This is a genomic window from Cohnella fermenti (assembly GCF_004801405.1).
Classification (GTDB): domain Bacteria; phylum Bacillota; class Bacilli; order Paenibacillales; family Paenibacillaceae; genus Cohnella; species Cohnella fermenti.
In genome coordinates this window covers 1-24,537 of record NZ_SSOB01000007.1, presented here as the reverse complement: position 1 = coordinate 24,537, position 24,537 = coordinate 1, and the positions used below count along the sequence as shown (strand labels likewise).

The window sequence follows — 24,537 nt, the reverse complement described above, 5'->3', positions numbered from 1 at the left end:
AGTTGGGTACGATTGGCTATCTCGATAGCCCCTTCAGCATTCCGTCGATCTCCTTGGCCAAGCGATCTCCTATCCGCCGGAAACCGAGGTCCGTCGGATGGACGCCGTCGACCGTGCAGTCCTCGTACTCCCGGCCAAGAAGCGTATCCCCGTTAACGAAGGAAATCGCCGAATCGCCGGCCGTCCTTCTCCCGGCCACGAAAGCTCGCGCAAAGTTTCGGCATTCTGTCCGATTACGTAGAAGAGACGGTCGGAGCCCCTCCATCGCATACCGAATGCCGGAGACGACGAGAATCGGCAACCGCGGCCGAGCGGCTCGTACGATGTCCACGAATGCCGGCAACGTCTCGCGATACTCGTCCGGGTTTACATTCGGCACATAATTCAACACCAGCAGATCGGGGCTCTCGATCTCGCAAATCAGACGGGCCAGCTCCGGCTCCCCCTTCCCGTTCCCCGAGAACCCAAGGTTGATGCATTCGCGGTTCAGCCGGCGCCCGACGATGCTCGGATAAGCCATGCCTGGCCTGCTGGCGCAGCCGCCCTGAGTAATCGACGTCCCGTAGAACAACAGCTTGCCCTCGCTCGCGAACGGATTCGGCACGGCGAGCTCGGCGCCTTCTGCGACTCCGATCCGCACTTCTTCGACTCCTTGGTACAGGGGGAAATGAATCGTAACGTCGCGCGTTTCTTCTTCGAGATCTTCGTAGAGAACCGCCTCGTATTGCGTTGCGCTGGCGTCGAACCGGGTCGTGCTCGCATACTTTGCCTTGCCCGGGCCGCCGATGTAACAATCGAAGCCGCATTGTGCCGTGGCGGCCATGTGGTACTTTTCCGCCGAGCCCGTCAGCTTGACGGACAGCCGCAAGACCGGAGAGTTCGTGCGGAACCGAACTTGCCCACCCGCCGTGCAATTGGCCAATGTGTCGACAGGCTCGCGAACCGGATAAGCCGGATCCTTCGGCAGACGACGATAGAGGCCTTCCCGGTCGAACCAAGGGAACCCGACGATCTGAAACGGGGGCTTCCGGGGATCATGCCACTGTATCGCGGCCCCTTTCCCTTCTTCGGGCTCCTTATTGCCGCGTTCCGCTTTTAATGCGTCCAAGTTCACGTTCATAAACCCCTTTGCACGATAGGATGATAAAATCCGGTATACTGAAAGAAAAGACGCCAAGGGAGAGATGAGCCATGTCGGCAATTTCCGCTCAATACGATTACGACTTCCACATTACGAGAATCGGCCACGTCACCGAGCGGAGCCCGAATCCGGATTGGAAGTTCGATCGTCTCAGCTCTCCCGATTTGTACGTGATCGCGTATTGTACCGATGGAGAAGCGCTCTACGTCATTGAAGGAGCCGAAATTACCGTTCGGAAAGGCGACCTGCTGTTCTTCCCGAAAGGACTCGTTCGTTCTGCCCGTTCCCGAGCGGACAACCCTTGGTCATTCTATTCGGTCTCGTTCGACGTCGAATTCCTGACGGAGCCAACCCGCGAGCTCTTCGACCGGTTCGGCAATGTGATGCCCAGCTCCCACTTGTACAAATTGCCGAATGTCTTCACCGAATTAAATCTGGTCTGGAGCGGCCGGAGAAGCGGGTACACGATCAAGTGCAAGAGCATTCTGATGGACATCGTATACGCCGTCGTCAAGGAACAGGACCGGTCGGCCCGCGGAACGGCGCATTACAATGCGATCGAGGGAGTGACGAATCTCATCCTGACGAATTACAAGGAACATTATTCGATAGACGAGCTAGCAGAGCTCGCGGGTCTCAGCTCCTCCCATTTCCGCTTGCTGTTCAAGCAAATCAACGGCATGACCCCGATTCAGTACCAGCACCATATCCGCATTCATAAAGCGAAGGACCTGCTGCTTAGCGGCGATTGCAACGTAACGGAAGCTTCGCTGTCCGTCGGGTTCCAAGATATCTATTATTTCAGCAGACTGTTCAAGAAGCTGACGGGCGAGCCACCCTCGGCGTATATTCGGCGATAACGTCGGGTCGGGGCCGGGTTTTATCCGCTCCAATGTCCTCATTATATTTTTATCCTCGGATCATTACCATTCACGAAACGAGCATCGTTTGCACAAAGTGCCGATGCGAACCACTTCGTCAAGGCGTTCCGCAAGGAAGCCAGTTGCTCGCCGACAGAATACCGCCTGAGAAGCTTTGTGCGGCTACATTCATGAAACCGCTTCAGAGGAGAGAAGCGAGAATGTCCATGTTCAAAAGAATGCTCGACAGGGCGGCCGGGTGGAGCAGCAGGTCGACGACGTCTACGCCTACGTCATGACGCGCTACTTGAAGGAACAGAACGACTCGAAGTTCGAGTCGGACGCGGTCATCTCCCGGATTCTCTTGGCAGGAGGTTTCACCGTGGAGGCGGAGCAGGTGTACGAATTCCCCGTCTCTCTTCATCTGCCCGTGCATACCTCGGTGACCTTGGGCAGGACCCAATGTCATTAAGTTAAGGCCTAGGGTCCAAAATCAAGAGCAAGAGCAGGTTATCGAAAAGATAACCCGCTCTTTTTTTGCGTAAAAATCGAAAAGAGACTTGATAAGCAGTTGAAAAAATGTGGCGAAGCCCCTTGAAAAAAAGAGGAGGTTTTGTCATTGGAATTGAACGCGAATTCTCTTAAAGAAACGCTGACATCCCTTATTCGAGAGATGTCAGCGGCACCCGAACCTTCCTACAAGTAGGAAACAGCCTTGAGTCAGTTGAAGGGCTGGCATTTCTTTATAAATCATCGAGCTTCCTGGTCGCCCTACTTGTGGTATGGTTCAGCGTAACATCTATAGAGCGGAAATCACTTGCTGCCTGATTCACCATATGGTCGGGAAACGGTGGGCCGCAGCGAACTGGGGCCAACGTAACGAGAGACCTTCTGGTTGGTGTTTATTGACCCCTTCGCTCAAATAATCGAAGGTCTAGCGCGGTTGTCCGTCAGCGGTCGGATTATCGGCGGTTCTCCGGTCACGCTTGGACGCGACTCTCACCGGGTAAAGCTCGTGCTGTGGAATTTGGCGTTCCTGTACCCCTGTGCGAGATACTGCGGGAGCATCTATCTCTCGTACTGCGTGTTGGCGGCTCCCCGATACAGGTTCGGCGGGACTTTCTCGAATTTTTTGAACACGCGGCTGAAGTATTTCTCGTCCCGGTAGCCGATCATCTCGGCGATCTCGGCGATTCTCAAGGCCGGGTTGAGAAGAAGCAGCTTGGACCTGTCAATCCGCAGGCGGTTGGTGTAGTCCGTGATCGATTCGCCGAATTCCTGCTTGAAGCGGCGCGAGATGTGTTCCTTGTTCAGGAAGTAGCGCTCGGAAATCTCTTTGAGCGGAATGTCCTTCCAGTAATTCTCCTGGAGGAACCGGGCAATCTCTTGCATAACGTTGACCTGCCGGGACTGCCGGGATTGAATAAACGCCTCTTGAAGCGCGAGGAGATCCATCTCGAGTGCCCCTTCCAACGCAGTGAGTGTCAGTTCTCCCGTCGGATTCAAATGCAGGCGAAGCGCGGTGGAGAGCAGCCGAAGATCGCCCCCCGGCCGTTCGTCGTAAAAGCTGTCAAGCCAACGCTCCTTCACCATCCGATATTCCTCTAGCCATTGCTGAAGTTGCTGCAGGCCGAGCTCGTCGAATTCGCGCAAGTACGCCGACCATTCGCTGACCGCCTGCCGAACCGGCTCGCGCTTGCCGCTTTGCACCGAAGTGAGAAAATTCTCTTCGAAGCGGTCGAAAGACAACCTTCGAAGCGGTTCCGCTACTGCCTCGCCGATCTCATGGAAGCGGCAGCGCGCGTTCAGCAGATTGCGCCTTGCAAGAGCCTGTACCGCTTCTCTATAGGAACGGTGTAAGGAAGCCGGGAATTCCGTCTTCGCCCCGATGCCAATATGCACGCCGTCTGCCGAAGCCGGACCGTCGTACCGACGCAGCGCATCGCGCAGAAATTCCATATCGCAGCCTTCCCGCCAGACGAGGATGGCGATCTCCGGCATAGAGGAGCCCCAGTTGCGAAAGGCGACCGCTCCCGCAGGCAGTAATCCTTCCAGCCTAGTCAGCCAGCGTGAGGCCAGTGCATCTGGATCGGTTCCGTCCGGCGGCGAAGCCCAGTGCTCCCAGGCGGCGAACCGAACAACCGCGAGCCGCCCCGTCGCCGCATGCGCCAGGTCAGGCATCGCGCGGGCGAGCTGCTCGCGCAGGACGGGAACGCCGGCCTTCACGAGCAACTCGGATAGCGCCTTGTCGCGATAAAGCTGCTTGAGCTCATTCATCTCAAGCGCGAGCCGTCCGTCTGCGTCCGCCAACCTGTCGGCACGGCAGTATTCGACCGCTCGCGCCAGCGCCTCCTGCAGCTGACGCTGGTCGAGCGGCTTCAGCAAATAATCGATACCGCCGTGCCTCATCGCATGCCGGATCCATTCGAAGTCATTGTAGCCGCTGACGACGATAATCTTGTGACGGCGTGGGGACTGCGCCTGGACCCGTTCCATCAGCTCGATACCGTTCAATAGAGGCATCATAATATCGGTGACGATGATATCGGGTGCATGGTCCCGCACATGCTCCAGCGCGGATTTGCCGTCCTCGGCTTCCAGCACTTCGTCGATGCCAAGCGCCGACCAGTCGGCTAGCAGCCGAATTGAAGTCCGTACATGCTGTTCGTCGTCTACGATCAATGCCTTCATGCCGAGCCCTCCCTAAGCTGTGATGTCGGAATAATCAGCGTGACGGCGAAACCCTGCGGCTTCAGCGATTGCAGCCGAATGTGCACCTCATGGCCGTAGTAGTAGCGTAGGCGGCTCATCACATTGCGCAATCCGATGCTGTCGCCGATCGATTCTCCGATCTCTCGGATTGCATTCAGATCGCCCTCCAGCCATGCGGCCTTGTCTTCTCTCATCCCTGCGCCGTTGTCGCGAACGATCAGATGAAATTCTCCGTCGTACAAGCGGGTACATATGCCGAGCTCGCCATCCTTGATCCGCTGATTGTGCTCGAAATAATTCTCTACGACGGGCTGAAGCGTCATCTTGGGAAGTAAAAGCATCCGGGCTGTAGGATCGGAATCGATCTCGTAGCGGAATCGCCCCTGATGCCGCTGCTCCTGAAGCATTAAATAATGCCTCGCATATCCTTCCTCCTCCGCAAGCGCCACAAGCTCTTCTTTATTTCTCATGTTGTAGTACATCATCTGCCCAAGCGAGGAGATCAGCGTATACACCCTCGGTATCTGGGCCTCCAGCGCCACGCTGCCGATCGACTGCAGCGCGTTGTTCAGAAAGTGAGGATTGATCTGAGACTGAAGCGCCTTGATCTCGCTGCGCTGATTCGCCATCTTGATCGCGTATTCGCGTTCGATCATCTCGTTGATCGTATCCATCATCGTCTGGAAGCGGTTCGCGAGTGCGCCGATCTCATCCTGCTGTCCAAGATTGATCGTGGCGGAGAACTGACCGTTCTGTATGCGGCTCATATGCCGGATGAGGCGGCCGATCGGCGAGAAGATGTTGAACGATACGGCCAATACGACGCCGATAGAGACGGCGAGGAAGAAGAGAGCAATGCCTGAGTTGATCAGTGTGATCCGCTCTGCCTTGGCATACAACGCATGCTCAGAGATTCGCTTGGCCATTACGAAGCTCTGATTGCCGAATTGGACGGTTCGATAGAACAAGAGACCGTCGAAGCCGTCTTCCTTCATAGCGAAGGAGCCTGCTCCGTCGGACAAGCCGACCAAGCGGCGCATGACGGTCTCGTTGAAGGAAGAATTAGCATCCTCGGGCAGGGATTCATAGAAAACAGCGCCGAGCCCCTCCTTAGACTGCTTATAAATGAACAAATCTCCTGGCAAATTACCGTCCAAATTGCGGAAGATGCGGTTCAACTCGTCAGGAGCGACATCGATTGATAACCAGCCGACTACCTCGTCGGTAGGTACTAGGTAGATCGACCGCTGCAGTGTGAAGACAGGAACGGATTTCGGGTTAGGCGTCTGTCGAATGCCGTAGTCCCCGCTCCGATGCACGTTCTGGATGACGAAGTCGTAAGGTTGAAGGTTCGCGGGAGGTGCCTCGGCTCGTCCGTAGCCTTGCTTCATAGAGCCGCCGACTATCAGAAAAGAACGATTGCTGGATGCTTGATATAGATAGATCTGGCGAATCTCTCTAACCACCCTAGTCATATCGTATAGCTTGTTGTAATATTCGCCGGATCCAATCGTGGATGCCTTGCCGAGCAAGATATTATAGAAATCGTCATCCGCGTATACCGACAGCGAGACCTGGTTCAGGTCGTCCAAATAACCGGCCAGATCATCGGATCCTCTGTCCAGCAGGGTGGTCGTCTCTTCGATCGCTTGATCGTAAAGAGAATCCTTGGTGAACTGGTAATTGATATACAGGGAGAGCAAGCTGGGAATGAGAAGGGACAACGGAATTAGAAGCATTAGTTGCCTGCGCAGGCTTTGTTTGATCCATCTCATGTCGGGTCCTCCATGAAAACGCGGATCTGTGGGGTTGATTTAAGTGTTATGAATTATAACATTAGTCAATCGATTTCTCAAATAAATTCTATTTTTGACCGACATTCCTTGTATATATGTCATATAAATGAACCTATTATGTTATATCCGTGGGTGTCGATTCTCCAGAACATCCTCTATCGTTAGTAGATAAAGGAGGAGGAGCTCTTGAAGAAGAGACTTAGAAGCCTAGGGGAGCAAAGCTTATTCATGGGCCCCGCGCTGGTCATGTACGTTATCATCGTCGTCATGCCGTTCGCGCTCAGCCTGTACTACTCCATGACCGATTGGAACGGCATAGCGAGCCATGTCGGCTGGGTTGGGTTAACCAACTACAAGACGATATTAACGGGCGATCCAGAATTCGCGAAGGCATTCTGGTTCTCGACCCAAATCACGATCGTCATTACGGTGTTAACGAATGTATTCGGCTTCGCGCTTGCTTATCTGTTGACGAAGCAGCTGCGGTTCCGCAATTGGTGGCGAACGATTTATTTCATGCCCAACGTGCTCGGAGGCTTGCTGTTAGGGTTCATTTGGCAGTTTATTTTTACCAAGGGCTTCGCCTCGTTCGGTCAGCTCACGGGACTGTCGTTCTTCGAGTTGCCGTGGCTGGGCTCGGAGGCGACTGCCTTCTGGGCGCTCGTCATCGTCAGCGTCTGGCAGGGCGTCGGCTATGTCATGGTCATCTATATTGCGGGCATGACGGCGATATCCAAGGAGATGGAGGAAGCGGCCGATATTGACGGCGCCGGCGAGCTGACGAAGCTGCTGCGGATCAAGCTGCCGATGCTGATGTCTTCGATCACGGTATGCCTATTCTTGACGATTAGCTGGACGTACAAGATGTACGATCTTAACCTGTCGCTCACGAAGGGCGGGCCGTTCAAGTCGTCGGAATCGGTGGCGTTCAATATCTTCGTCGAAGCTTTCAGCAATAACAACTACAGCCTCGGCACTGCCAAGGCCGTGCTGTTCTTCCTGGCCGTCGTACTGATTACGTGCATCCAGGTCTACATCACCAAGAAGCGGGAGGTGGAGCTATGATTGGGGCGTTCCGCCGGCGAAAGCTTAATGCGATAGTAACGGAAGTGTTGGTCATGCTCGTCGCGATCGTGTTTCTGATTCCCTTCTACCTGTTGCTGATCAATTCGGTGAAGGGCGTAGCCGAACAACTGACGAATACGGCCGGCTGGCCAAGCGCGTTCGTCTGGAACAACTACTCCAAGGCATGGAATGCGCTGAATTTCCCGGATGTGTTCCTCCGTTCGTTGCTCATCACCGTATTCAGCAATATCGGTCTTACGATCATCTCCGCTCTTGCGGCGCATCGTATGGTACGCATGCCGACGAGGTTCAATACGGCCGTTTTCTACCTCTTTATCGCATCTATGGCCATTCCGTTCCAGTCGCTGATGCTCCCGCTTGTGCAGGTGATTCGCGAGCTCGGCATGATCAATTCGCTCGGCGGCATCGTCTTCACGTATTGGGGGCTCGGACTGTCCTTCTCTATCTTCCTGTTCCACGGCTTCGTCAAGACGATCTCGTACGAGATCGAGGAGGCGGCGATTATCGACGGGTGCGGGCCGCTTCGAGTATTCTGGCGCATTGTCGTTCCGCTGCTGCAGCCGATGACGGTCTCGCTCGTGCTGCTCAATACGCTCACGTTCTGGAACGACTTCCTACTGCCCAATCTGCTCTTGACCAAGTCCGAGCTTCACACGATCCAGACGGCGATGAACGCGTTCTTCGGAGAGTTCCTGACCCGGTGGGATCTGGCGCTGCCTGCGCTCGTTCTAGGGACAGCGCCTGCTATTCTATTCTTCCTTCTTATGCAGAGACGCATCATAGAAGGGGTAGCGGGCGGGGCGGTCAAAGGCTGAAACCGATCAAAATTGTCCCCGTCGACGGACAAATGCGTGAGTGTCAATTAAGCTGACATTGGAAGATGATTGAAATGTAAGGGAGCAAGAGACACACAAATGTGGAGGGTGGAGAAACAATGAAAAAGAGGTCCATGTATGCAATGTCTACGGTGATGAGTGTGCTATTGCTGGCTGGTTGCGGCAACGGAAACGGAAACGACACTGTCGGTGAGGGAGCTGTTTCGCCGAGCGCGTCTGCCAGCGCTTCCGAGTCTGCAGCGGCTCCTGTCGAGCCGGTGACGCTCAACATCTTCAGCAGCTCGGTCGAGACCGCCGAAGCGTTCAATCTGCTCAAGAAGGACTATGAAGCGACCCATCCCGGAGTCACGCTTGAAATCGCCAGTCAGGTCACAGACACCTACTATACCTCGCTCAAAACGAAGTTTGCCGCCAAGGAAATGCCCGACCTGTTCGCTATGACCGGCTTTAACGGCATGAGCACGTGGGTCGAGCATCTGGAGGACTTATCGAACGAGCCGTGGGTGTCGGATATGGTCGACACCGCCAAGCCGGGGGCGACCTTCGATGGCAAGCTGTACGGCTTCCCGATGTCTGTCATGGGCACCGGATACTTATATAACAAGGATTTGTTCGCGAAAGCCGGGATCGACAAGGCGCCGTCGACGCTCACGGAGCTGAAGGACGCGGTTGAGAAGCTGAAGGTGGCCGGCATCACGCCGTTTGTCGTCCCTTACGGGTCCTGGTACAACCCTGGCAACTTCAGCGCGGAGAATCCGATGTCCAAGCAGGCCGAGCCGGACCAATTCATGGCTGATCTAACGAACGGGACGGCCAAATTCTCCGACAACGCCGTCTACCAGGATTGGTTGAACAACGTCGAATTGGAGCTGGCGAACGCTTACGGGAATCCGCTGACGGTCGACTACAACGGCCAGATCACCGCCTTCGCGACCGGTCAAGGCGCGATGACGACTGGATGCAACTGCTCGCAGCTGCTGATCGACGAGATCACTCCGAACATGAATATCGGAATAATGCCGATGCCGATCAACGACGATGCGGAGCTGAACGGCAAGATCTCCACAGAGGTGCCGGGATACTGGGTCATCAGCAAGGACTCCGAGGTGAAGGAGCAAGCGAAGGAATTCCTGAAGTGGTTCTCGACGGACGGCGCACACTATATTTCCGACGAATTCAAGTTTGTGCCGGCCTTCAAATCCATGGCGGTCGATCCCGCGAAGCTCGGAGCGCTGGGAACGGACCTGAAGACTTACGTGGACGAGGGCAAGATGCTGACCGGGACCAAAGCGAAGTTCCCCGACGGCGTCACCGCCGATTTCGGCGCCTCGCTGCAGAAGCTGGCATCCGGGAAGATCGACAAAGCTCAAATGCTGGAGGAATTCCAGACGGCGTGGGAAAAGGCGAGCAAAAAGTAATAGAGGCTTAAAAGCGTTGGATCGGCCGCCCGATCGGCGCTTCAGCGTTCATGGTTAGTCCCGGGCCGGAGAGCTGGCACCCGAATCCGGGCTTCCTGTACGAGGAAGGCGCCGGTCCGTTGTTCGACATGGGACCGTACTATTTGTCGGCGCTCGTCAACTTGCTCGGCCCCGTGAAGCGGGTGACGGGCTCCGCCCAAATCGCTAGCCCGGAGCGGATCATCACGAATCCGGCTAATTACGGCGCCAAGATTCCGGTGGAGACGCCGACGCATATCGCTGGAGTGCTCGACTTCGCCTCCGGCGCGTTCGGCTCGCTGATCACGAGCTTCGACGTCTGGGGCTCGGAGCTGCCCGACATCGAGATCTACGGCACGAAGGGAACGCTGTCGGTGCCGCATCCGAACTTCTACGACGGCAAAGTCAAGGTGAGGCGCCACAATCGTCCAGGCTTCGAGGAGATTCCGCTTACGCACGGCTTCACGCAGAACAGCCGCGGGCTCGGCGTCATGGATATGGCACACGCGATTCGCGGCGGCAGAGAGCACCGGGCCAGCGGCGAGCTGTGCCTCCATGTACTGGAGACGATGCACGGCTTGCTGCTCTCATCTCGCGAAGGGCACCACTACAAGCTGCAGAGCAAGTGCAGCCGGCCAGAGGCATTCCCGACGGATCTGCCCGAGCATGCTCTCGACCTGTAAGATGCAAGGCATACGAGTGATCCAGAGGCTGGCACAATCATCAAGTATGCCGCACGAATAAGTCGCAGGACCGTGACGGGGCATTCCGCCCCGTTCTTCTGCGGCACTTCTTTTCCTGTTAAAAGGGAAGGATCTCCTGCGTCATCGGCAAAGAAACCGTACGAAAGGATTGTTAGGGAATGGATAAAGTACGAATTGGAATCGTAGGATTAGGCAACATGGGATCTATGCACACGAGATATTTGTTTCAAAATGAAGTGGCGGGTGCCGAACTAACCGCGGTTTGCGACAAACAGCCCGATCGTCTTGCATGGGCGAAGGAAGAATTCGGGGACAGGGTTGCACGCTTTGACGATTATAATGAAATGTTAGCTTCCGGTGCAGTGGATGGAGTGATCGTCAATACGCCGCATTATTTCCATCCGGAACAGGCGATTCTCGCTATGCGCCAAGGTCTTCACGTGCTAATCGAAAAACCGGCAGGCGTATATACAAAGCAAGTTCGAGAGATGAATGGCATCTCCGCTGCTTCTGGTAAAGTCTTTGGCATTATGTATAACCAACGAACCAATCCTTTATATGCAAAGTTGAAGGATTTAATCGCAAGTGGTGAGCTAGGAGAGATTCGCCGCACGAACTGGATCATAACCGATTGGTATCGCTCTCAAAGCTATTACGATTCAGGAAGCTGGCGCGCGACATGGGCCGGTGAAGGTGGCGGTGTCCTGATCAATCAGAATCCGCACCAGTTAGATCTGTGGCAGTGGGCGACCGGATTAATGCCGAAGCGGATTCGAGCATTCTGCTCCTTCGGCAAACACCGGAACATCGAAGTCGAGAACGATGTGACCGCATATGCCGAATACGAGAACGGAGCCTCGGGAGTATTCATCACGTCGACCTGCGATGCACCGGGCACGAACCGGTTAGAGGTGACTGGAGATCGCGGGAAAATCGTGATCGAAGACGGCAATATGACATTCTGGCGCCTGAGAGTGTCCGAGACGGAGTTTAACCGCACATACAAGGGAGGCTTCGGCCAGCCGGAGAACTGGAAGATCGATATTTCGGTGAACGACGGTATGACTCAGTTCGATATGGGGCAGCACAAAGGGATTACGCAAAACTGGGTGAACGCGATTCTAAAAGGTACGGCTTTGCTAGCGCCGGGCGAAGATGGCATTAAAGGACTGATGATTTCCAACGCAATGCTGCTCTCCACTTGGATTGACGACTGGGTCAACCTGCCGATCGATGAAGATTTGTTCTACGAGAAGCTGCAGGAGAACATTCGGAGATCAACGAGTAAGAAGAAAGTGGGCTTGCCCCAAATATTGGATACCGGCGGAACGTATTAAAATGCATACTTCGCACAATCGACGAAGCCCGGGCAGGAGGACTTGAACTTATGAAATTATCCGTCTTTACCGTATCGACACCTGATCTTACACCGGAAGAACTCGCAGCGGCCGCAAAAGAAGCTGGCCTGGATGGCATCGAATGGCGATACAAAGACGTACCATCGGACGCTCTAGAGGAATCGCCGTCGTTCTGGCGCAACAACCGCTGCTCGATTCCCGAGAATGGCCGGGAAGCCACATGGAAGCCATTCAAGGAAGCAGCCGATGCCCATAAACTTGTGTCACTTAGTGTAACGCCGTATTTGACGGTTGGCGATTTGGAGTGTACTGAACAGGTTCTCGCCGCCGCGAAATATGTGGGCGCCAAATTCATCCGCTTGGCGGTACCTTGGTATGACGGAACTCAATCATTTAGCAATTTATTAGAGAAGGAAATGGCCTACTTGCGGGAGGCCCAAGAGTTGTGCAAAAACTACGGGGTCAAAGGACTGGTGGAGACACACCATAAGACGATTGCCGCTTCCGCCAGCGGGGCATACCGTTTGGTTGAAGCTTTCGATCCGGATTGGATTGGCGTGTTATTCGATCCGGGCAACATGGTGCACGAAGGATTCGAGAACTATAAGATGGGGCTGGAGTTGCTCGGTCCGTACTTGGCACACGTTCACGTCAAGAATGCGGCATGGAATCGAACGGGCCAGTCCGCTGACGGAAGCAGCACGTGGAACGCAGATTGGGTGGCTCTGACGGAGGGTATCGTGCCTTGGAGCAAAGTGGTTGGTGACTTAAAGGCAGTCGGATATGAGGGTTATTTGGGCGTTGAAGATTTCAGTATAAGCAATAGCAAGGGATCAAGAGAAATGTTGCGGAATTTCGCCGAATATATCGGTTCTTTAATATAGAAAGCTAGATAATCAAGCGATTCGGAAGCGGGCACGATCATCATAAAGGCCGCGCGAGGCCAAGGAGAAGTATCATGGAATTGGAATTTGGGCTTCAACTGTACTCGGTACGCGATGAATTGGACAAAGACTATGCCGGCACGCTGGAGAAGATCGCAGAGATCGGTTATCGGTACGTCGAGCTGGCGTTCCATCAAGCAGACAAGCATCTGAACGTCGGAGGGATGACTCCGTCGCAGCTTAAGGATACGCTTGATCGGCTCGGTCTTAAGGTTGTATCCGCGCATATGGATCCGATGGAGAAGTTTGACTGGGAGCGCGTCATCGCGTTCAACCAGGAGCTGGGGAATACGTCCATCGGTAAGGGCATCGCCTTCTTCGGCAGCGCAGCCGACATTCGCGAGATTAGCCTTCAACTAAATCGGTATGGCGAAATCTGCCGTAAGCACGACATGGATTTTTACTACCACAATCACTTCCAGGAGTTCCAACGGATAGACGGGCGGATGGTGTTGGAATCGATTCTGGAGCTCACGGACGAGAGCCTGGTCAAGATCGAACTGGATACGTATTGGGCGCTGCGCGGCGGCATTGATCCGCTCGAATGGCTGCGCAAGCTGGGCGAGAGATGCGATCTTGTGCATCAGAAGGATTTGCCGAGCAGCGTGGAGCCCGTCAATGCATTCGACACGGTCGGCGGGACAGCGAACATAACGTACGAGCGCTTCGCCGAATTCAGCAAGCCGGAATTCTTCGCCGAGATCGGCGAGGGCATCATCGATATCCCGTCCATTATCGCAGAGATCCGAAGGTTGGGGTACGGCAAATACATGTTCGTCGAGCAGGATCACACGAATCTGAACCAGCTTGAGAGCGTGGCAATCAGCTACCGCAATATGGCGAGGCTGTTCGCAGTAAGCTGAATGCGGTAGACCCGAAGAGGACGAGAGCGACTCGATTGGGAAAAGTGAGCACCGTGTTTTATTTTTCGCCCTACTTGTGATACGGTTCACCGTAACATATATAGGGCGAAATTTATTTCGCTTCCATAGAAAGCTGGAGAGTCGTTTTCTAAAAAGAATTGAGGGCGCTAACCTAAAGCGCCCTCTTCATTTACACATTATATTATCTGTACTTCACCAGAGATTAACCTCTTAACAATACTATCATGAATAACTGCCACAAATGTCTTATAGTTATCTTGATTTACAACGACGATGCTCTCCGTATGGTTAAATTGCAATTTGTCGTTTTCATTAGGCAACAAAGTCATTACATTTTCAATAGTTCGAACAGATTCAAGTGATTCAGAAGCAGTATACTTGGCGATTCGATTTATACTTCTAGAGCTTTTTAAAATTTTGGAGGAAACTACGGTTTGATCTAACCCCTTTATGTTATAACCTTCATTTCCTATCGTGAATTCTCCTCGTATAAATTTCTGGATATTCTCGTTAGCTTTTAACTTAGCAGCTTCATGTATGAAAAGCATTTTCTCAAACGAGAATGGAGTATAAACGTAAAGCTTATCAGACGTAGCCTCGAATATAGCTGTTATATTACTAGGCAACGGCACCCCTTCGGTTATGTCAATTACAGCCGAACTTTTATTGAGACTAGCATTCCACTCTAATAACTTTCTTTTTCTCACTAATGCCTTAGAATCAATTTGTGCGTAAGCAAATAATTGCTCATCATTTCTCTTGATCTCAAATATATAAAACCGAGGTCTTTCAGAATCAGCATTATATTCTTGTAAATTCTTTCTAAAAGTTATTACATCGCTGGTACGTAGGGCCTCATAATTATCAACAACTTTTGTATAAAACTCCTCTAAACCTAACGCCTTTAAGCTTTCTGGATTATTACGATCCGTTTTATAAAAATAAGGGTCTCCCTCGATTAGAGACTTCGGGCTTCGCTCCGTCAATATATCGTTGCTCTGTAATGAGTCTTCAACATTTTGAGACAATAACGCTTGTATGCTCTCCCTGCCCTCATTATCAAGGAGCACTTTATAAAGGTTGTGCAACTTATTATTTTTCGAGGTCACAATCCAAGTATTAACTACCGTTGTCACGTCTTTGTCCCCCATAATGTTTTCTACGTAATATAGCCTAGAAGATTTGAGCTATCACCAACCCGAACTGCTATGATACGTTCATAATTTTCTGTCATCTTTTCGTTGGAAATAAGGTAGAACCCATTATCTAAAATGTACACATTCATACTAAACATGATTGCCATTATATTAGGAAAAACTGAACTGCTCTTTGAAACCAATAAGAAAATTATAAATTGAAGGCCTATAAAGACAACCATACAGATCGCTATTGAATCTTCAATAAAGATAACAGCCGGTAAGATTACACCGAGAAGGAAAGAAACAACGTCCCCATTCACTTGAGTTATTTTTGCTTCTCTTTGATTTAAGATGTAATGATTCTCTTGTCGCTTTGTCGCTATATGCAAGAGCTTTTTGACTCCCCATATCAAAGCAAATGACACTAGCAAAATTGCAAAGCTTATCCATGGGATTTTTATGCCGAACAATTTAAGAATACCAATTTTGTACTTAATAAACAATTGTAATGAAAATAGAAGGTATGCCGGCGTCATCGCTGTCAAATAATAAAGCAATTTGAAGTAGAATCTGGTACCAAAGAACATATCGGTTCCCCCCTCTCTATTCATTATTCGCTCATTACATCCGAATATTCATCTTAAATCGCTACGTATGAGTATATTCTATCATGAATTCCCAGAAAAAGAACGCATGTTCCGATCAGATGGCGGGTTGGCAAACACAAATACATTTATCAAACGATCGAAGATTTTGTTCAATTTAAAATGTCTGATAAAACGAAAACCGAACTCATCGAAGTATGAATAAAGATACTCGGATCCCAGGCCATAATACATACCTTGAGTGTGGATTCACATTGTCGATGACGATGTTGAGCACTTTCTTTCAGAACGTCTTCTTTGTCTTCCTTGTAGTAAGCTTTTGAACCAAGAGAACAATCCCTATCCGCCAGCGATTAACGTTTGTTTGGACTGATTAGCTTACCACAAACATGTTGGATTTGAGAGGGAATCTAGGAGTGCGCAGGGCTAGAACATATGTTCTTGAAAATTTCTGTAAGCTTATGTAAAATAGAGTAGTGTTGGGGAGGAGGTGCATTCATGGCAAGATACATTGTTAATACGAATACCAAAGAAGTTCATCAAACAGCAAAAGTAGAACCGCGTTGTAAAATTAATGAAATTAGCCCTAGTCATAGAATCGACACTGATTATGCCGAATACTATTTTACACAGGGCTACAACGGCTGTAAGTGGTGTTATCCTGAAAGAAATACGGGATGATTGGATGAATAAAGAGGGAGTTCTTCTCCCTCTTTATATTTTCTGTCTTACATTTAGCTGCTGTAAGACAAATCTTAATTTGGACAGGCATCCTATTTTCGAAAAATAAGCAAATGTTCGTGAACAATCGGGATGAACGACCCTTTATATGACCTTCTCGATGAATTTGCATTATGTTGGATTTTTATTATATGTGATTCAAGCGAACCGAAATACTCCATGTCCTTAATAATTGAGTAGTACACTCCATGTTTCCTGCAGTCTCCCAGCAACGTCACCAACCTCCCCCCTTCAGGAAGACTATTGAATAGCTTCCTGTGGACGAGATTCAACTTTCGTATGTAGTCTCCATAGTCCCGAGCTCGAGATAAGTCATCTTCATGTGCTTCTCCCCAAACTTCTCCTGAATAAATAACCATATCGTAGTATGGTGGGTGGCAAAAAATTAGCTCGGAGCAAATAGTGATTTCGTCTTTCAGAGCGTTCCAGCCACCCCACTCAGGGTTTAAATCCAAATGAACTGAATCTTTATATCCCATTTCCCTAGCTACCTCGAAGCCTGTACCGCCCCCAGCAAAAATCTCAAGAAATGAGCGTGGCTTATACATCTCCAGCAGATCTTTAATTACAAAACCCGAGCAGTTCCCTCGATAATCAGCCCTTCCCCATTTTCCTCGATATGGATACGAAATCACACTTTTCATGGCTACCCCCAACGCAAATAAGCATGCCCAAAAAAAATGGGCATGCTTTGCTCCAATGAATTATAATTGAACATATTGATTTTGTATCTTGCTGCCACCAAAGTTACATCCTTAATATACCATTCAAATGAGCAAAACAAAAGACCGAATTCGAGGAGAAATAATATGGAACGAATCATGACACTTACACCTGATGTCGAAGTACCTCACTTCATTAAATACATGGGTTCAAAAAAGAAAATAATTGATTTCGTAGTCAATGCTATCAACGAAGTACACACCGGAGGGCCAATTTGCGATTTGTTTGCCGGATCCAGCGTGCTTTCCGGTGTTTTGAGAAATCAATCTCAAGTTATTAGTAACGACATTCAAGAATATTCATCAGTACTTGCGAAGGCTTATTTAACAAACTACCAGTGGAGCATGCATCCGAACCTCATTGATGACGTCGTTCAGCGTGCACGATCAAGAGTAGAAGAATTTTTAGCAGCAAACCCACAGTTACAGTTTGATTACAATAGGGAATTTACAGTTGAAGAATTTGTTGCTCTGGAAGAGTCTCAGCGCAGTCTCATCCATCACGACTTCAGCCAATTTGAATACCACCTATTCACAAAATACTACTCCGGCACATACTGGTCCTTCGATCAATGTGTTTGGATAGATGCATTTCGTTCAGTTGCAGAAGAGTATCGAGAAACACCTTTTTACAATGCAATCCTTGCATCCCTAATGTTCGCTATGTCATACAATTCACAAAGTACCGGACATTATGCACAATACAGGGATGCGACAAATGACTCTTCAATGGCTGACATTCACATCTATAGAAGAAAAGAAATTGAACCCTATTTTTCGAGAAAAATGGACGAGCTCATAAACACACTACACGAGAACCGTCATCCATTTGAGGTCTATTCTTTGGATTACCTGGATTGTTTGGAAATGATCCCTGAACGGACCGTGGTTTATGCCGATCCACCGTATGCATTCGTTCATTACTCGAGATTTTATCACGCGATAGAGACGCTTGTAAGATACGATTACCCTGACGTACGGTACAAGGGCAGGTATAGAACGGATCGCCATCAGTCTCCATTTTGCATCAGAACCCAAGTTGAGGATGCTTTTAGACAGATGTTCCAAAAAATAAGGGACAAGCGTTCGAACCTGGTCTTAAGCTACAGCAATACTGGCATGATAGAACTTGATCAACTTGAAAATTTGGCCATTGCGACCTTCGGAAGAAATTATAGCGTCGAAGTGCAGACAATCGAATATTTACACAGCACGATGGGCAGGAAAGAGGATAAAAGCAGGAATGTTGAAGAAGCAGTTGTTATTGCCAAGTTACTTTAGAAACTAGTTTCAACAAAGCACCAAAAGAAGTTAGGCCATATAACAGGCCTAACTTCTTTCTGTTTTATCCAACAAAGCAATTGCGATTCATTGCGAAGACTAGGAGCGGACATCCACCACCACCTCGGCCATCAATTCTTGGCTTTAATTTGCCGAAATGAGTTGTTGAGGTTCCGTAAGATGCTCCTTTCCCAAGTTCATTAAAGATCTCTTGCAGTTCCTCAGAACGTGTAATAATTACTCCTACGCTGAGCGCGTTAAGATCATGAAGGAGCCTGAAATTGCTCAAATCACGGTCATAAAACGGATCTTTGTTGTTCCACTCAATTTCTATGCCGACTCTCTCTTTGAAGCAATCAACTTTATGAGATGGTGTGTGGTAGTCGGTTGAATCCACAGAAATGTTGATCCGAAATTGTTTCTCGACCCAACCCATTTTGTAGAACTCTCCATCCAATTTTTCAGCAATTGGTGACTTGCGTCCTCCTGGGGTCAAAATATCGTCCTTGGTCAGTTCAAAGTTCTCCAATACATGTAGAAGCTCCCTATATTCTTCGGGAAAATCCGTTAACAGGATTGCAGTTGCATGATTCCTTTCATACACTTCAAATTTTTCTGTAATCGATGTAGGTAGATGAGAAATAGCCATGCCGAATCGCCCCCATTTTCAATCTAAGGTCCTTGTTCCTGCGAAAACACCTTGATAACTTGCGGATAATTACAAATCAAGGTCCTTGATGAACTTAGGATAGCTTATGTGAACATGAATGTCAACCTTATAAGGACCTTAATTATCATTCCGCGCCCTAATCCACTGCACTTTATTCATCATCAAGGACCCAAATGCATGATCCATATTAATTTAAGCATGAGTGCCAGATTGAATGATTTCAAGAAATCAAGGAGGGCCATATGATCAAATCAATACTAGAACTATTACAAAATACCTTTAGTTGTGAAGACCTGTTCGGTTCAATCAGTCAGAATATCTGGATCATGACAGCGGCTATTGCTCCATTCAACTGGAATCACGTTCCGAGCATAAATGATGAATCGATAATCCCTACTCATACGATCAGAGTCGTCCTACGAACAACTGATCGTCAAGCCGGGTCTAATGATTATGTGGATGGAACCGATGTATTTGTAATCATGGATGAGGTTAATCAAACAGTCAAATTCGCCTGTGAGGACCTCTGGGCAGAGGGTCCTCCCATTTTTCATGGCGGCACCATTCCCGACGCGCTTCGCTGGGTGCGCGATCTGGCCGAGCCGTTTTACGTTCAGCTCAAAGACCCGTTCCTCATGCCTGAGCAGAGGATCGCTCTGAATGGTCACGACGAGGACTACTTGGAACCTGCACACAAACAGCTAGGCGAAACGAACAGCGCCAGGCACCTGACCAACGACGACTTCGACGGTCTCTTCTAGACACCCAAAATTGCGTCACTCCCGTCATTTTCGACAACTACCCCTACAAGGAGGAACCACCAGAATGACCCTGACCATCAGCGAGAACAAGAAAAAGGCCATCGTCACCTACATTAACGATCACTTCGACGAGCACATGTCTCACTTCCCTTACGCCAAGTACCCGACGGAGCCGCTCGACCGGTGGCGAGAGCAATTCCTTGACCCGAAAGCGCTCGGAGCCGAGATGCTTCATTCTGCGCTTTCCTGGCACTTCGGAAGCTGGCAGCGCAACTCCCTCACCTACTCCCAACGCAAAACCGTCTCCTCGATCACCCAGGCCTGGCCCCAGTTCCTGGGCATCGCCGACAACAATGCCGAGAGTGAGGCCACCTTCTGGCTGGACAAGCTGCCCGATCGGCAGCACGGCTTCGATGCCACTGCCTTCCTGCTTCACCTCCGGCATCCCGGCGAGCTCGAGATTGCCGACCGGCACCGGCTCGACGCCATGCTCGAGTTGCTCAGGTCCGCCGGTTGCATCGCAGAAGACGCTGCTCCCGAGCCTTCCTTTTCCCTCCTGCAAGACTACTCCGCCTTCTTCCGCGCCATCTTGCCCAAGATGCCTTACGGGGATGAATCCCGAATCAGGCTCGACCGATTCCTCAAAATGTACGGGAACCGCCACGCCTACGTGAATCTTTCCGCCGACTACAAAACGAAAGAGCCTATGATCCGCTCCTTCCAGTGGGACACTGCCCGTTCCGAACGCTTCAACCTTGAACAGATTACGAAGCGCGCCAACGCCGACGTCCTGTTCGCCTGCTTTCTGCTTACATTGGAAAAAGAGAACCTGCACGACATTGATTTAACGATCGGCGAGATCGCGGATCGCCTGCCGCCGGGAACCGGAGGCATTTGCAATTCGGCCAGCTTCAACTACGCGATGGTCGCTTTGTTCGGAGGGCAGAAATCGAGGGATTACTGGATCGTGGAAAATCCGGCGTTACGAAATGCTTTTACCGATCAGGCCAACAGCTCGTCGCGCGACATGCGCTTTTATCTGCACCATGCAGGCGAGAAGATTCGAATCAACCCTAAGTATATCCGCTCGGAGGAGTAGCCGGATGACCCCCCGACGAACCACCGAGCGTACGCAGCTGATCGAGCTTGAGGACGATTTGCTGGAGCAATACGATACCTGCCAATGGCTTCTCGCCACTGTTTGGCAGACGATTCGCTCTTCGGATGAACGGCTGCATCTGCCGACGCTTCGCCGCATCCTCGCAGCCATCCGCGACGTTGTAGGAAGCGTTGATGGCGATCTTTTCGAGGTCCGTTTCCAATTTATTTGAGCACGCTTTAACGAAAGAGGGCAGCATCCCCTCTAACAATGAATTAGGGTCAACGTAGACGGCCATGTAGACGTCAACGTCTACATGGACGTCTGCCCAACTTCACAAGGGAGTGATTGAAGATGAATGCAAGGGCCTTCAGCCTCGGAGAGATTGCGCGGCAAGCGAAAGAGCAAAGGGACATTCCGCCGGACATCGAAGCAACTGCGTCTTCTCCAGTGCCAAACCCAGTCGATTCAACCGAAACGCAAGATTTGAGACTCGAGGAATCGAGCGCCATGACGAGACCGGCAGCACCCGTAGAAGCCGTCACCGTTGAAGAAGAGTCGCCAAGGCCGCGAAAAGCAACGCCGATCAACAACGGGGGCATCGCCCGCAAGACGGGCCCTGTCCTCAGGCCCAAAGGAACCTCTCGACCGACAGCACCAAGCATGCCGAAGCAGACGGCAGCACTATCGCCCGCCCTGCCGGACCCTGCCGCTTCCCCTTCGCCAAAGCCGTCGCAGTCCCTCCCCCGAAGGCAGCCGCCTTTTAACGAGCGATACGAGCGAATGACCACGTATCTTGAAAAATCACTGTTTAACCAAATTCATGAGCTGCATCAGCAGGGTGAGTTCCCCAAGATTGCGAGCTTGATTAACGCCGCTGTCCGGGAGTACCTTGATCGCCACTATTCAAGTGTATAAAGAAACGGCCCGATTCCGGATGGGATCGGGCACGCCTAGTCCTTCTTTCTCTTTTCCGAATCAATGGTTGCCATAACGTCTTTAGCGAGTTTGCGAATTAATTCAATCTCTTCCAAGCTCCTCTCCTCCAAAAACGCCGCGAGCAACCGGATGACATCCCGCTTATCTTTCAGTCCTTTGCTGGGCTCCAGTTCGCCGAAACGGAACGCATCAATGGGCTCGGCATCCAGAGCCTTAACGATCTTCTCTAAGCTTTCGAGAGAGATGTTTCGCTCACCTCGCTCCACTCCAGCCAGGTACGTGTCCGCCATTTCGGCTCGTTCAGCAGCCGTTAACTGTGTTAATCCCTGTTCCTTCCGTATTTGCCTTAGCCTCTTTCCTACCAAAACCTTTAATTCCGTCATCACGATCACCTGTCCTTCTCTTATTCATGCTAGAGAAGGAAACCTACGATCAGAAGGATACTCAAACTTCAATCTATCCTGTTACTATACTTATAAGTTTAGTATAATCAATCTAGGATAAAGGGATCATCTGGAAGAACTGCAAATAGGAATTAAGAATTGGACTGTGAATAATTATTCGAGGAATAGCTGCCTATTCAGCTAAGTCTCGACAATATTCTCAGAAACAACGGAGGAGGATTTATAGTGGCAATTACTCAGCAAACCATCACAAAAGCGTTAGATTGGGCGTATGAAAAGGTAGTTGTCGGAGGGGTTCCAGGAACACAGGATGCTTACGAACTGGCAGCGGAGTTCTCGAAAGGCAAAGGTGAACTACGAGATCAGATCAATTCAATCATTCGATGGCAGAACACGAAAAGCGCGACATCCGGTTTTCTCACCGGTCTCGGAGGTATCGTAACGTTGCCGGTAGCAATCCCGGCCAACCTGGCCTCAGTCCTCTATATCCAGCTACGAATGATTGCCGCAATCGCCATCATGGGCGGACACGATGTCAAAGACGATAAAGTACGTACAATGGCTTATGCCAGCCTATGCGGTAACGCCGCCAAAGACATACTTAAGGATGTCGGAATTGTGATCGGCAAGAAAATGGCGGAACAAGGGCTGAAGAAACTTTCAGGCGAGGTCATTAAAAAGATCAATCAGAAGGTCGGTTTCCGTCTGCTCACCAAGTTCGGCTCCAAGGGGGTTGTGAATTTGTCCAAAGCAATTCCATTGGTCGGGGGCGTAACAGGAGCGGTCATGGATGGGGTTTCGACCAATATCATCGGAAACACGGCAAGGAATTTGTTTATCGAGTAACAATCGATAGTCATACAACATTATAGAGTAACTACATCTGTAGAGGAGCGTCATTCTTATGAAGAATTTATCTAATCTCAAGTCAATAGGGTTTATCCTGATCGCCTCTATTATGCTTATTGCGGGATGTGGGGAGACAAAAAGCAATACCATCAACTCAGAAGACGCTTCGAAGGCTCAATCGGCCTCCAATACGGGTTCAGCAGACGAAGAGGCTAAAGGAATTGTCATGCAAGTAGTTGATGCCGTCGTCTACCCTGAGGATGGCTCTCCAGCACCGATCGTCTTCGAACTCAGTATGCAGAATAAAGGCGATCTGACGGTAGACGTAAACAATCTGAAGTTCTACCTCGTGACCGTGAACGGTGAAATGATTGAAACGGCTCTTAGTTCACGTAACAGCAAATCGCGATATCTTCTACCTGATGGGACCACAAACTTCAAAGCAGCGTTTGTCGTTGATGATCCAGGCACTGTCGGTGGCATTGTCTTTGGGGATCAGAACCTAGATATTTTTGTAAAACTGTCAGCGTCCGAGTTCCCTGCCTTAAGGACTTCGGGACAGGAACTGATTCAGGAACCGCAAAATCAGGGCGTTGACACACAGCCGGTTCCTGAACCAACTGAAGAGGTCGCACCGGAGAAAGCTCCAACCACAAACAGCAAAGCCCAAACCGCGGTGGATGCCATCAAGATTGTCGAAGACCTCGACCCTGGAAACTTTACGGCAACTCATGACTTTCCGGAATACGATATAACGACTGTTGACGGTGCCCACTACTATTACATAAGCTACACTTCTGCCGAGGGTATGGGTGGTGACGTTTTCGTACGGAAAGGAACATCTGAGGTTTACGGGTGGACAATGGGCACCGAGGATAATCCAGACGCTCCGTTCCCTGATTTTTCAAATCAGATTCAATGAATTAACTCAACGGAGCTTCGTCTATTTTGACGAAGCTCTTTTTTTGTAAGACCTTATGATATGGCAACGATATAATAAGGTTGAAGGGAGATGGAAACTCGATGACGAAGAAAACAGACCGCATTTCATTTTTAAAATTTAGCCGCATGTTATTTCATAAATGGTATGGAGATAATCCTTCCTCAGATTTCAGACATTTTTATGATGATCAAAGGACCTACTACGGTTTGATACTGGAAGCCGCCGGTGTAGATGCAGACTCGCTTAAAAAAGGAAATGCATTCTCGATCTCCCCCAAGCAAGCAGATCTTATCGAGGAGCTCTTAAAACAGTTTACCAGCGCACCAATGAAATTGTTTCGCAGTAAGGAATATAAAAATATGCATAAGGACGATTTGAAATCCATTGTTCAAAGCATCGATTCCCTTCTGTTGTCCGGATTGGAAGGGGATGTGCAAGTAACAGAGAGGAGTTCTCTATACATAAAAACCGGATATTACGTTCAAACTGCCATTTCCGATTGTTAACGCTCACGTACTTTGTCGGTGAAAGAATCACCGACAATGACGTGGGCGTTCGTGCGTCAGGCACGACAGCTGCCTGAGAAGCCTAACGCCAATCATCAGGGGAGTGGAAAAACGGCAGGTC

At 50.3% G+C, this 24,537-nt stretch carries 26 protein-coding genes; 18 read left to right on the top strand and 8 right to left on the bottom strand.

Annotation, left to right across the window (positions count from 1 at the left end; translation table 11 throughout):
• Positions 1 to 16 precede the first annotated feature (16 nt).
• Positions 17 to 1,114, bottom strand: a complete 1,098-nt coding sequence (locus E6C55_RS06990; RefSeq protein ID WP_230986582.1) for an SGNH/GDSL hydrolase family protein — start codon at positions 1,112 to 1,114, stop codon at positions 17 to 19.
• 77 nt (positions 1,115 to 1,191) lie between these two features.
• Between E6C55_RS06990 and E6C55_RS06985 the strand changes: the two genes are divergently transcribed.
• Together E6C55_RS06985 and E6C55_RS06980 are read left to right on the top strand one after the other, a co-directional pair.
• Positions 1,192 to 2,001 carry an AraC family transcriptional regulator gene (locus E6C55_RS06985; RefSeq protein WP_136369061.1) on the top strand — a complete coding sequence of 270 codons (810 nt, stop codon included), beginning with the start codon at positions 1,192 to 1,194 and terminating at the stop codon, positions 1,999 to 2,001.
• 259 nt (positions 2,002 to 2,260) lie between these two features.
• A complete protein-coding gene (locus E6C55_RS06980; protein WP_168735502.1) occupies positions 2,261 to 2,473 on the top strand; it encodes a sporulation protein in 213 nt (70 codons plus the stop codon).
• Between the two features lie 596 nt (positions 2,474 to 3,069).
• On the opposite strand, the gene E6C55_RS06975 is transcribed toward E6C55_RS06980, so the two are convergent.
• Positions 3,070 to 4,692: a response regulator gene (locus E6C55_RS06975; RefSeq protein ID WP_136369059.1), complete on the bottom strand. Its 1,623-nt coding sequence runs from the start codon at positions 4,690 to 4,692 to the stop codon at positions 3,070 to 3,072.
• Complete coding sequence (locus E6C55_RS06970) at positions 4,689 to 6,488, bottom strand: sensor histidine kinase (protein WP_136369058.1); 1,800 nt, start codon at positions 6,486 to 6,488, stop codon at positions 4,689 to 4,691. The genes E6C55_RS06975 and E6C55_RS06970 overlap by 4 nt, the downstream gene beginning before the upstream one ends.
• Before the next feature lie 249 nt (positions 6,489 to 6,737).
• Here E6C55_RS06970 and E6C55_RS06965 point away from each other — a divergent pair, with 249 nt between their 5' ends.
• The 7 genes from E6C55_RS06965 to E6C55_RS06935 all read left to right on the top strand — a co-directional run bounded on the left by E6C55_RS06965 (position 6,738) and on the right by E6C55_RS06935 (position 13,736).
• Positions 6,738 to 7,574, top strand: a complete 837-nt coding sequence (locus tag E6C55_RS06965) for a carbohydrate ABC transporter permease (protein WP_136369201.1) — start codon at positions 6,738 to 6,740, stop codon at positions 7,572 to 7,574.
• Positions 7,571 to 8,410: a carbohydrate ABC transporter permease gene (locus E6C55_RS06960; protein WP_211093539.1), complete on the top strand. Its 840-nt coding sequence runs from the start codon at positions 7,571 to 7,573 to the stop codon at positions 8,408 to 8,410. The genes E6C55_RS06965 and E6C55_RS06960 overlap by 4 nt, the downstream gene beginning before the upstream one ends.
• A gap of 143 nt (positions 8,411 to 8,553) precedes the next feature.
• Positions 8,554 to 9,849, top strand: coding sequence for an ABC transporter substrate-binding protein (locus E6C55_RS06955; RefSeq protein ID WP_168735501.1), 1,296 nt, complete (start codon positions 8,554 to 8,556; stop codon positions 9,847 to 9,849).
• A gap of 20 nt (positions 9,850 to 9,869) precedes the next feature.
• Positions 9,870 to 10,550, top strand: coding sequence for a Gfo/Idh/MocA family protein (locus E6C55_RS06950; protein ID WP_407923698.1), 681 nt, complete (start codon positions 9,870 to 9,872; stop codon positions 10,548 to 10,550).
• A 179-nt stretch (positions 10,551 to 10,729) separates the two neighbouring features.
• On the top strand, positions 10,730 to 11,908 hold the full coding sequence (locus E6C55_RS06945) for a Gfo/Idh/MocA family protein (RefSeq protein WP_136369055.1): 1,179 nt from the start codon (positions 10,730 to 10,732) through the stop codon (positions 11,906 to 11,908).
• Between the two features lie 50 nt (positions 11,909 to 11,958).
• A complete protein-coding gene (locus E6C55_RS06940) occupies positions 11,959 to 12,813 on the top strand; it encodes a sugar phosphate isomerase/epimerase family protein (protein WP_136369054.1) in 855 nt (284 codons plus the stop codon).
• 74 nt (positions 12,814 to 12,887) lie between these two features.
• Positions 12,888 to 13,736: a sugar phosphate isomerase/epimerase family protein gene (locus tag E6C55_RS06935; RefSeq protein ID WP_136369053.1), complete on the top strand. Its 849-nt coding sequence runs from the start codon at positions 12,888 to 12,890 to the stop codon at positions 13,734 to 13,736.
• A gap of 197 nt (positions 13,737 to 13,933) precedes the next feature.
• On the opposite strand, the gene E6C55_RS06930 is transcribed toward E6C55_RS06935, so the two are convergent.
• Both E6C55_RS06930 and E6C55_RS06925 read right to left on the bottom strand, forming a co-directional pair.
• A complete protein-coding gene (locus E6C55_RS06930) occupies positions 13,934 to 14,893 on the bottom strand; it encodes a Kiwa anti-phage protein KwaB-like domain-containing protein (RefSeq protein WP_168735500.1) in 960 nt (319 codons plus the stop codon).
• A gap of 23 nt (positions 14,894 to 14,916) precedes the next feature.
• A complete protein-coding gene (locus tag E6C55_RS06925) occupies positions 14,917 to 15,483 on the bottom strand; it encodes a hypothetical protein (RefSeq protein WP_136369051.1) in 567 nt (188 codons plus the stop codon).
• A 516-nt stretch (positions 15,484 to 15,999) separates the two neighbouring features.
• Between E6C55_RS06925 and E6C55_RS06920 the strand changes: the two genes are divergently transcribed.
• Positions 16,000 to 16,182 (top strand): hypothetical protein, encoded by a 183-nt coding sequence (locus tag E6C55_RS06920; RefSeq protein ID WP_136369050.1) that lies wholly within the window; start codon positions 16,000 to 16,002, stop codon positions 16,180 to 16,182.
• 92 nt (positions 16,183 to 16,274) lie between these two features.
• Here the strand turns inward: E6C55_RS06920 and E6C55_RS06915 are convergent, their stop codons facing one another.
• Positions 16,275 to 16,886: a DNA modification methylase gene (locus tag E6C55_RS06915; RefSeq protein WP_136369049.1), complete on the bottom strand. Its 612-nt coding sequence runs from the start codon at positions 16,884 to 16,886 to the stop codon at positions 16,275 to 16,277.
• 165 nt (positions 16,887 to 17,051) lie between these two features.
• On the opposite strand from E6C55_RS06915, the gene E6C55_RS06910 reads away from it, so the two are divergent.
• The gene (locus tag E6C55_RS06910) at positions 17,052 to 18,245 is read left to right on the top strand and encodes a DNA adenine methylase (RefSeq protein ID WP_230986581.1); all 1,194 of its coding nucleotides are present in this window, start codon (positions 17,052 to 17,054) and stop codon (positions 18,243 to 18,245) included.
• A 64-nt stretch (positions 18,246 to 18,309) separates the two neighbouring features.
• Here the strand turns inward: E6C55_RS06910 and E6C55_RS06905 are convergent, their stop codons facing one another.
• Positions 18,310 to 18,894: a BglII/BstYI family type II restriction endonuclease gene (locus E6C55_RS06905; protein ID WP_136369048.1), complete on the bottom strand. Its 585-nt coding sequence runs from the start codon at positions 18,892 to 18,894 to the stop codon at positions 18,310 to 18,312.
• A 263-nt stretch (positions 18,895 to 19,157) separates the two neighbouring features.
• Between E6C55_RS06905 and E6C55_RS06900 the strand changes: the two genes are divergently transcribed.
• The 4 genes from E6C55_RS06900 to E6C55_RS06885 all read left to right on the top strand — a co-directional run bounded on the left by E6C55_RS06900 (position 19,158) and on the right by E6C55_RS06885 (position 21,693).
• Complete coding sequence (locus E6C55_RS06900) at positions 19,158 to 19,676, top strand: hypothetical protein (protein WP_136369047.1); 519 nt, start codon at positions 19,158 to 19,160, stop codon at positions 19,674 to 19,676.
• A 64-nt stretch (positions 19,677 to 19,740) separates the two neighbouring features.
• On the top strand, positions 19,741 to 20,775 hold the full coding sequence (locus tag E6C55_RS06895) for a hypothetical protein (RefSeq protein ID WP_136369046.1): 1,035 nt from the start codon (positions 19,741 to 19,743) through the stop codon (positions 20,773 to 20,775).
• A 4-nt stretch (positions 20,776 to 20,779) separates the two neighbouring features.
• On the top strand, positions 20,780 to 21,007 hold the full coding sequence (locus tag E6C55_RS06890; RefSeq protein ID WP_136369045.1) for a hypothetical protein: 228 nt from the start codon (positions 20,780 to 20,782) through the stop codon (positions 21,005 to 21,007).
• Between the two features lie 122 nt (positions 21,008 to 21,129).
• On the top strand, positions 21,130 to 21,693 hold the full coding sequence (locus E6C55_RS06885; protein ID WP_136369044.1) for a hypothetical protein: 564 nt from the start codon (positions 21,130 to 21,132) through the stop codon (positions 21,691 to 21,693).
• Positions 21,694 to 21,728: 35 nt separating this feature from the next.
• On the opposite strand, the gene E6C55_RS06880 is transcribed toward E6C55_RS06885, so the two are convergent.
• Positions 21,729 to 22,097, bottom strand: coding sequence for a helix-turn-helix domain-containing protein (locus E6C55_RS06880; RefSeq protein WP_136369198.1), 369 nt, complete (start codon positions 22,095 to 22,097; stop codon positions 21,729 to 21,731).
• Between the two features lie 246 nt (positions 22,098 to 22,343).
• Here E6C55_RS06880 and E6C55_RS06875 point away from each other — a divergent pair, with 246 nt between their 5' ends.
• The 3 genes from E6C55_RS06875 to E6C55_RS06865 all read left to right on the top strand — a co-directional run bounded on the left by E6C55_RS06875 (position 22,344) and on the right by E6C55_RS06865 (position 24,416).
• On the top strand, positions 22,344 to 22,964 hold the full coding sequence (locus E6C55_RS06875) for an EcsC family protein (protein ID WP_230986580.1): 621 nt from the start codon (positions 22,344 to 22,346) through the stop codon (positions 22,962 to 22,964).
• Between the two features lie 58 nt (positions 22,965 to 23,022).
• Positions 23,023 to 23,889, top strand: a complete 867-nt coding sequence (locus E6C55_RS06870) for a hypothetical protein (RefSeq protein ID WP_136369042.1) — start codon at positions 23,023 to 23,025, stop codon at positions 23,887 to 23,889.
• A 101-nt stretch (positions 23,890 to 23,990) separates the two neighbouring features.
• A complete protein-coding gene (locus E6C55_RS06865; protein ID WP_136369041.1) occupies positions 23,991 to 24,416 on the top strand; it encodes a hypothetical protein in 426 nt (141 codons plus the stop codon).
• Positions 24,417 to 24,537 lie beyond the last annotated feature (121 nt).

Coding starts and splice junctions, on each gene's coding strand:
- E6C55_RS06985 (WP_136369061.1), top strand. CDS start 1,192: ATGTCGGCAATTTCCGCTCAATACGATTACGACTTCCACATTACGAGA.
- E6C55_RS06975 (WP_136369059.1), bottom strand. CDS start 4,692: ATGAAGGCATTGATCGTAGACGACGAACAGCATGTACGGACTTCAATT.
- E6C55_RS06970 (WP_136369058.1), bottom strand. CDS start 6,488: ATGAGATGGATCAAACAAAGCCTGCGCAGGCAACTAATGCTTCTAATT.
- E6C55_RS06965 (WP_136369201.1), top strand. CDS start 6,738: ATGGGCCCCGCGCTGGTCATGTACGTTATCATCGTCGTCATGCCGTTC.
- E6C55_RS06960 (WP_211093539.1), top strand. CDS start 7,571: ATGATTGGGGCGTTCCGCCGGCGAAAGCTTAATGCGATAGTAACGGAA.
- E6C55_RS06955 (WP_168735501.1), top strand. CDS start 8,554: ATGTCTACGGTGATGAGTGTGCTATTGCTGGCTGGTTGCGGCAACGGA.
- E6C55_RS06945 (WP_136369055.1), top strand. CDS start 10,730: ATGGATAAAGTACGAATTGGAATCGTAGGATTAGGCAACATGGGATCT.
- E6C55_RS06940 (WP_136369054.1), top strand. CDS start 11,959: ATGAAATTATCCGTCTTTACCGTATCGACACCTGATCTTACACCGGAA.
- E6C55_RS06935 (WP_136369053.1), top strand. CDS start 12,888: ATGGAATTGGAATTTGGGCTTCAACTGTACTCGGTACGCGATGAATTG.
- E6C55_RS06925 (WP_136369051.1), bottom strand. CDS start 15,483: ATGTTCTTTGGTACCAGATTCTACTTCAAATTGCTTTATTATTTGACA.
- E6C55_RS06920 (WP_136369050.1), top strand. CDS start 16,000: ATGGCAAGATACATTGTTAATACGAATACCAAAGAAGTTCATCAAACA.
- E6C55_RS06915 (WP_136369049.1), bottom strand. CDS start 16,886: ATGAAAAGTGTGATTTCGTATCCATATCGAGGAAAATGGGGAAGGGCT.
- E6C55_RS06910 (WP_230986581.1), top strand. CDS start 17,052: ATGGAACGAATCATGACACTTACACCTGATGTCGAAGTACCTCACTTC.
- E6C55_RS06905 (WP_136369048.1), bottom strand. CDS start 18,894: ATGGCTATTTCTCATCTACCTACATCGATTACAGAAAAATTTGAAGTG.
- E6C55_RS06900 (WP_136369047.1), top strand. CDS start 19,158: ATGATCAAATCAATACTAGAACTATTACAAAATACCTTTAGTTGTGAA.
- E6C55_RS06895 (WP_136369046.1), top strand. CDS start 19,741: ATGACCCTGACCATCAGCGAGAACAAGAAAAAGGCCATCGTCACCTAC.
- E6C55_RS06890 (WP_136369045.1), top strand. CDS start 20,780: ATGACCCCCCGACGAACCACCGAGCGTACGCAGCTGATCGAGCTTGAG.
- E6C55_RS06885 (WP_136369044.1), top strand. CDS start 21,130: ATGAATGCAAGGGCCTTCAGCCTCGGAGAGATTGCGCGGCAAGCGAAA.
- E6C55_RS06880 (WP_136369198.1), bottom strand. CDS start 22,097: ATGACGGAATTAAAGGTTTTGGTAGGAAAGAGGCTAAGGCAAATACGG.
- E6C55_RS06870 (WP_136369042.1), top strand. CDS start 23,023: ATGAAGAATTTATCTAATCTCAAGTCAATAGGGTTTATCCTGATCGCC.
- E6C55_RS06865 (WP_136369041.1), top strand. CDS start 23,991: ATGACGAAGAAAACAGACCGCATTTCATTTTTAAAATTTAGCCGCATG.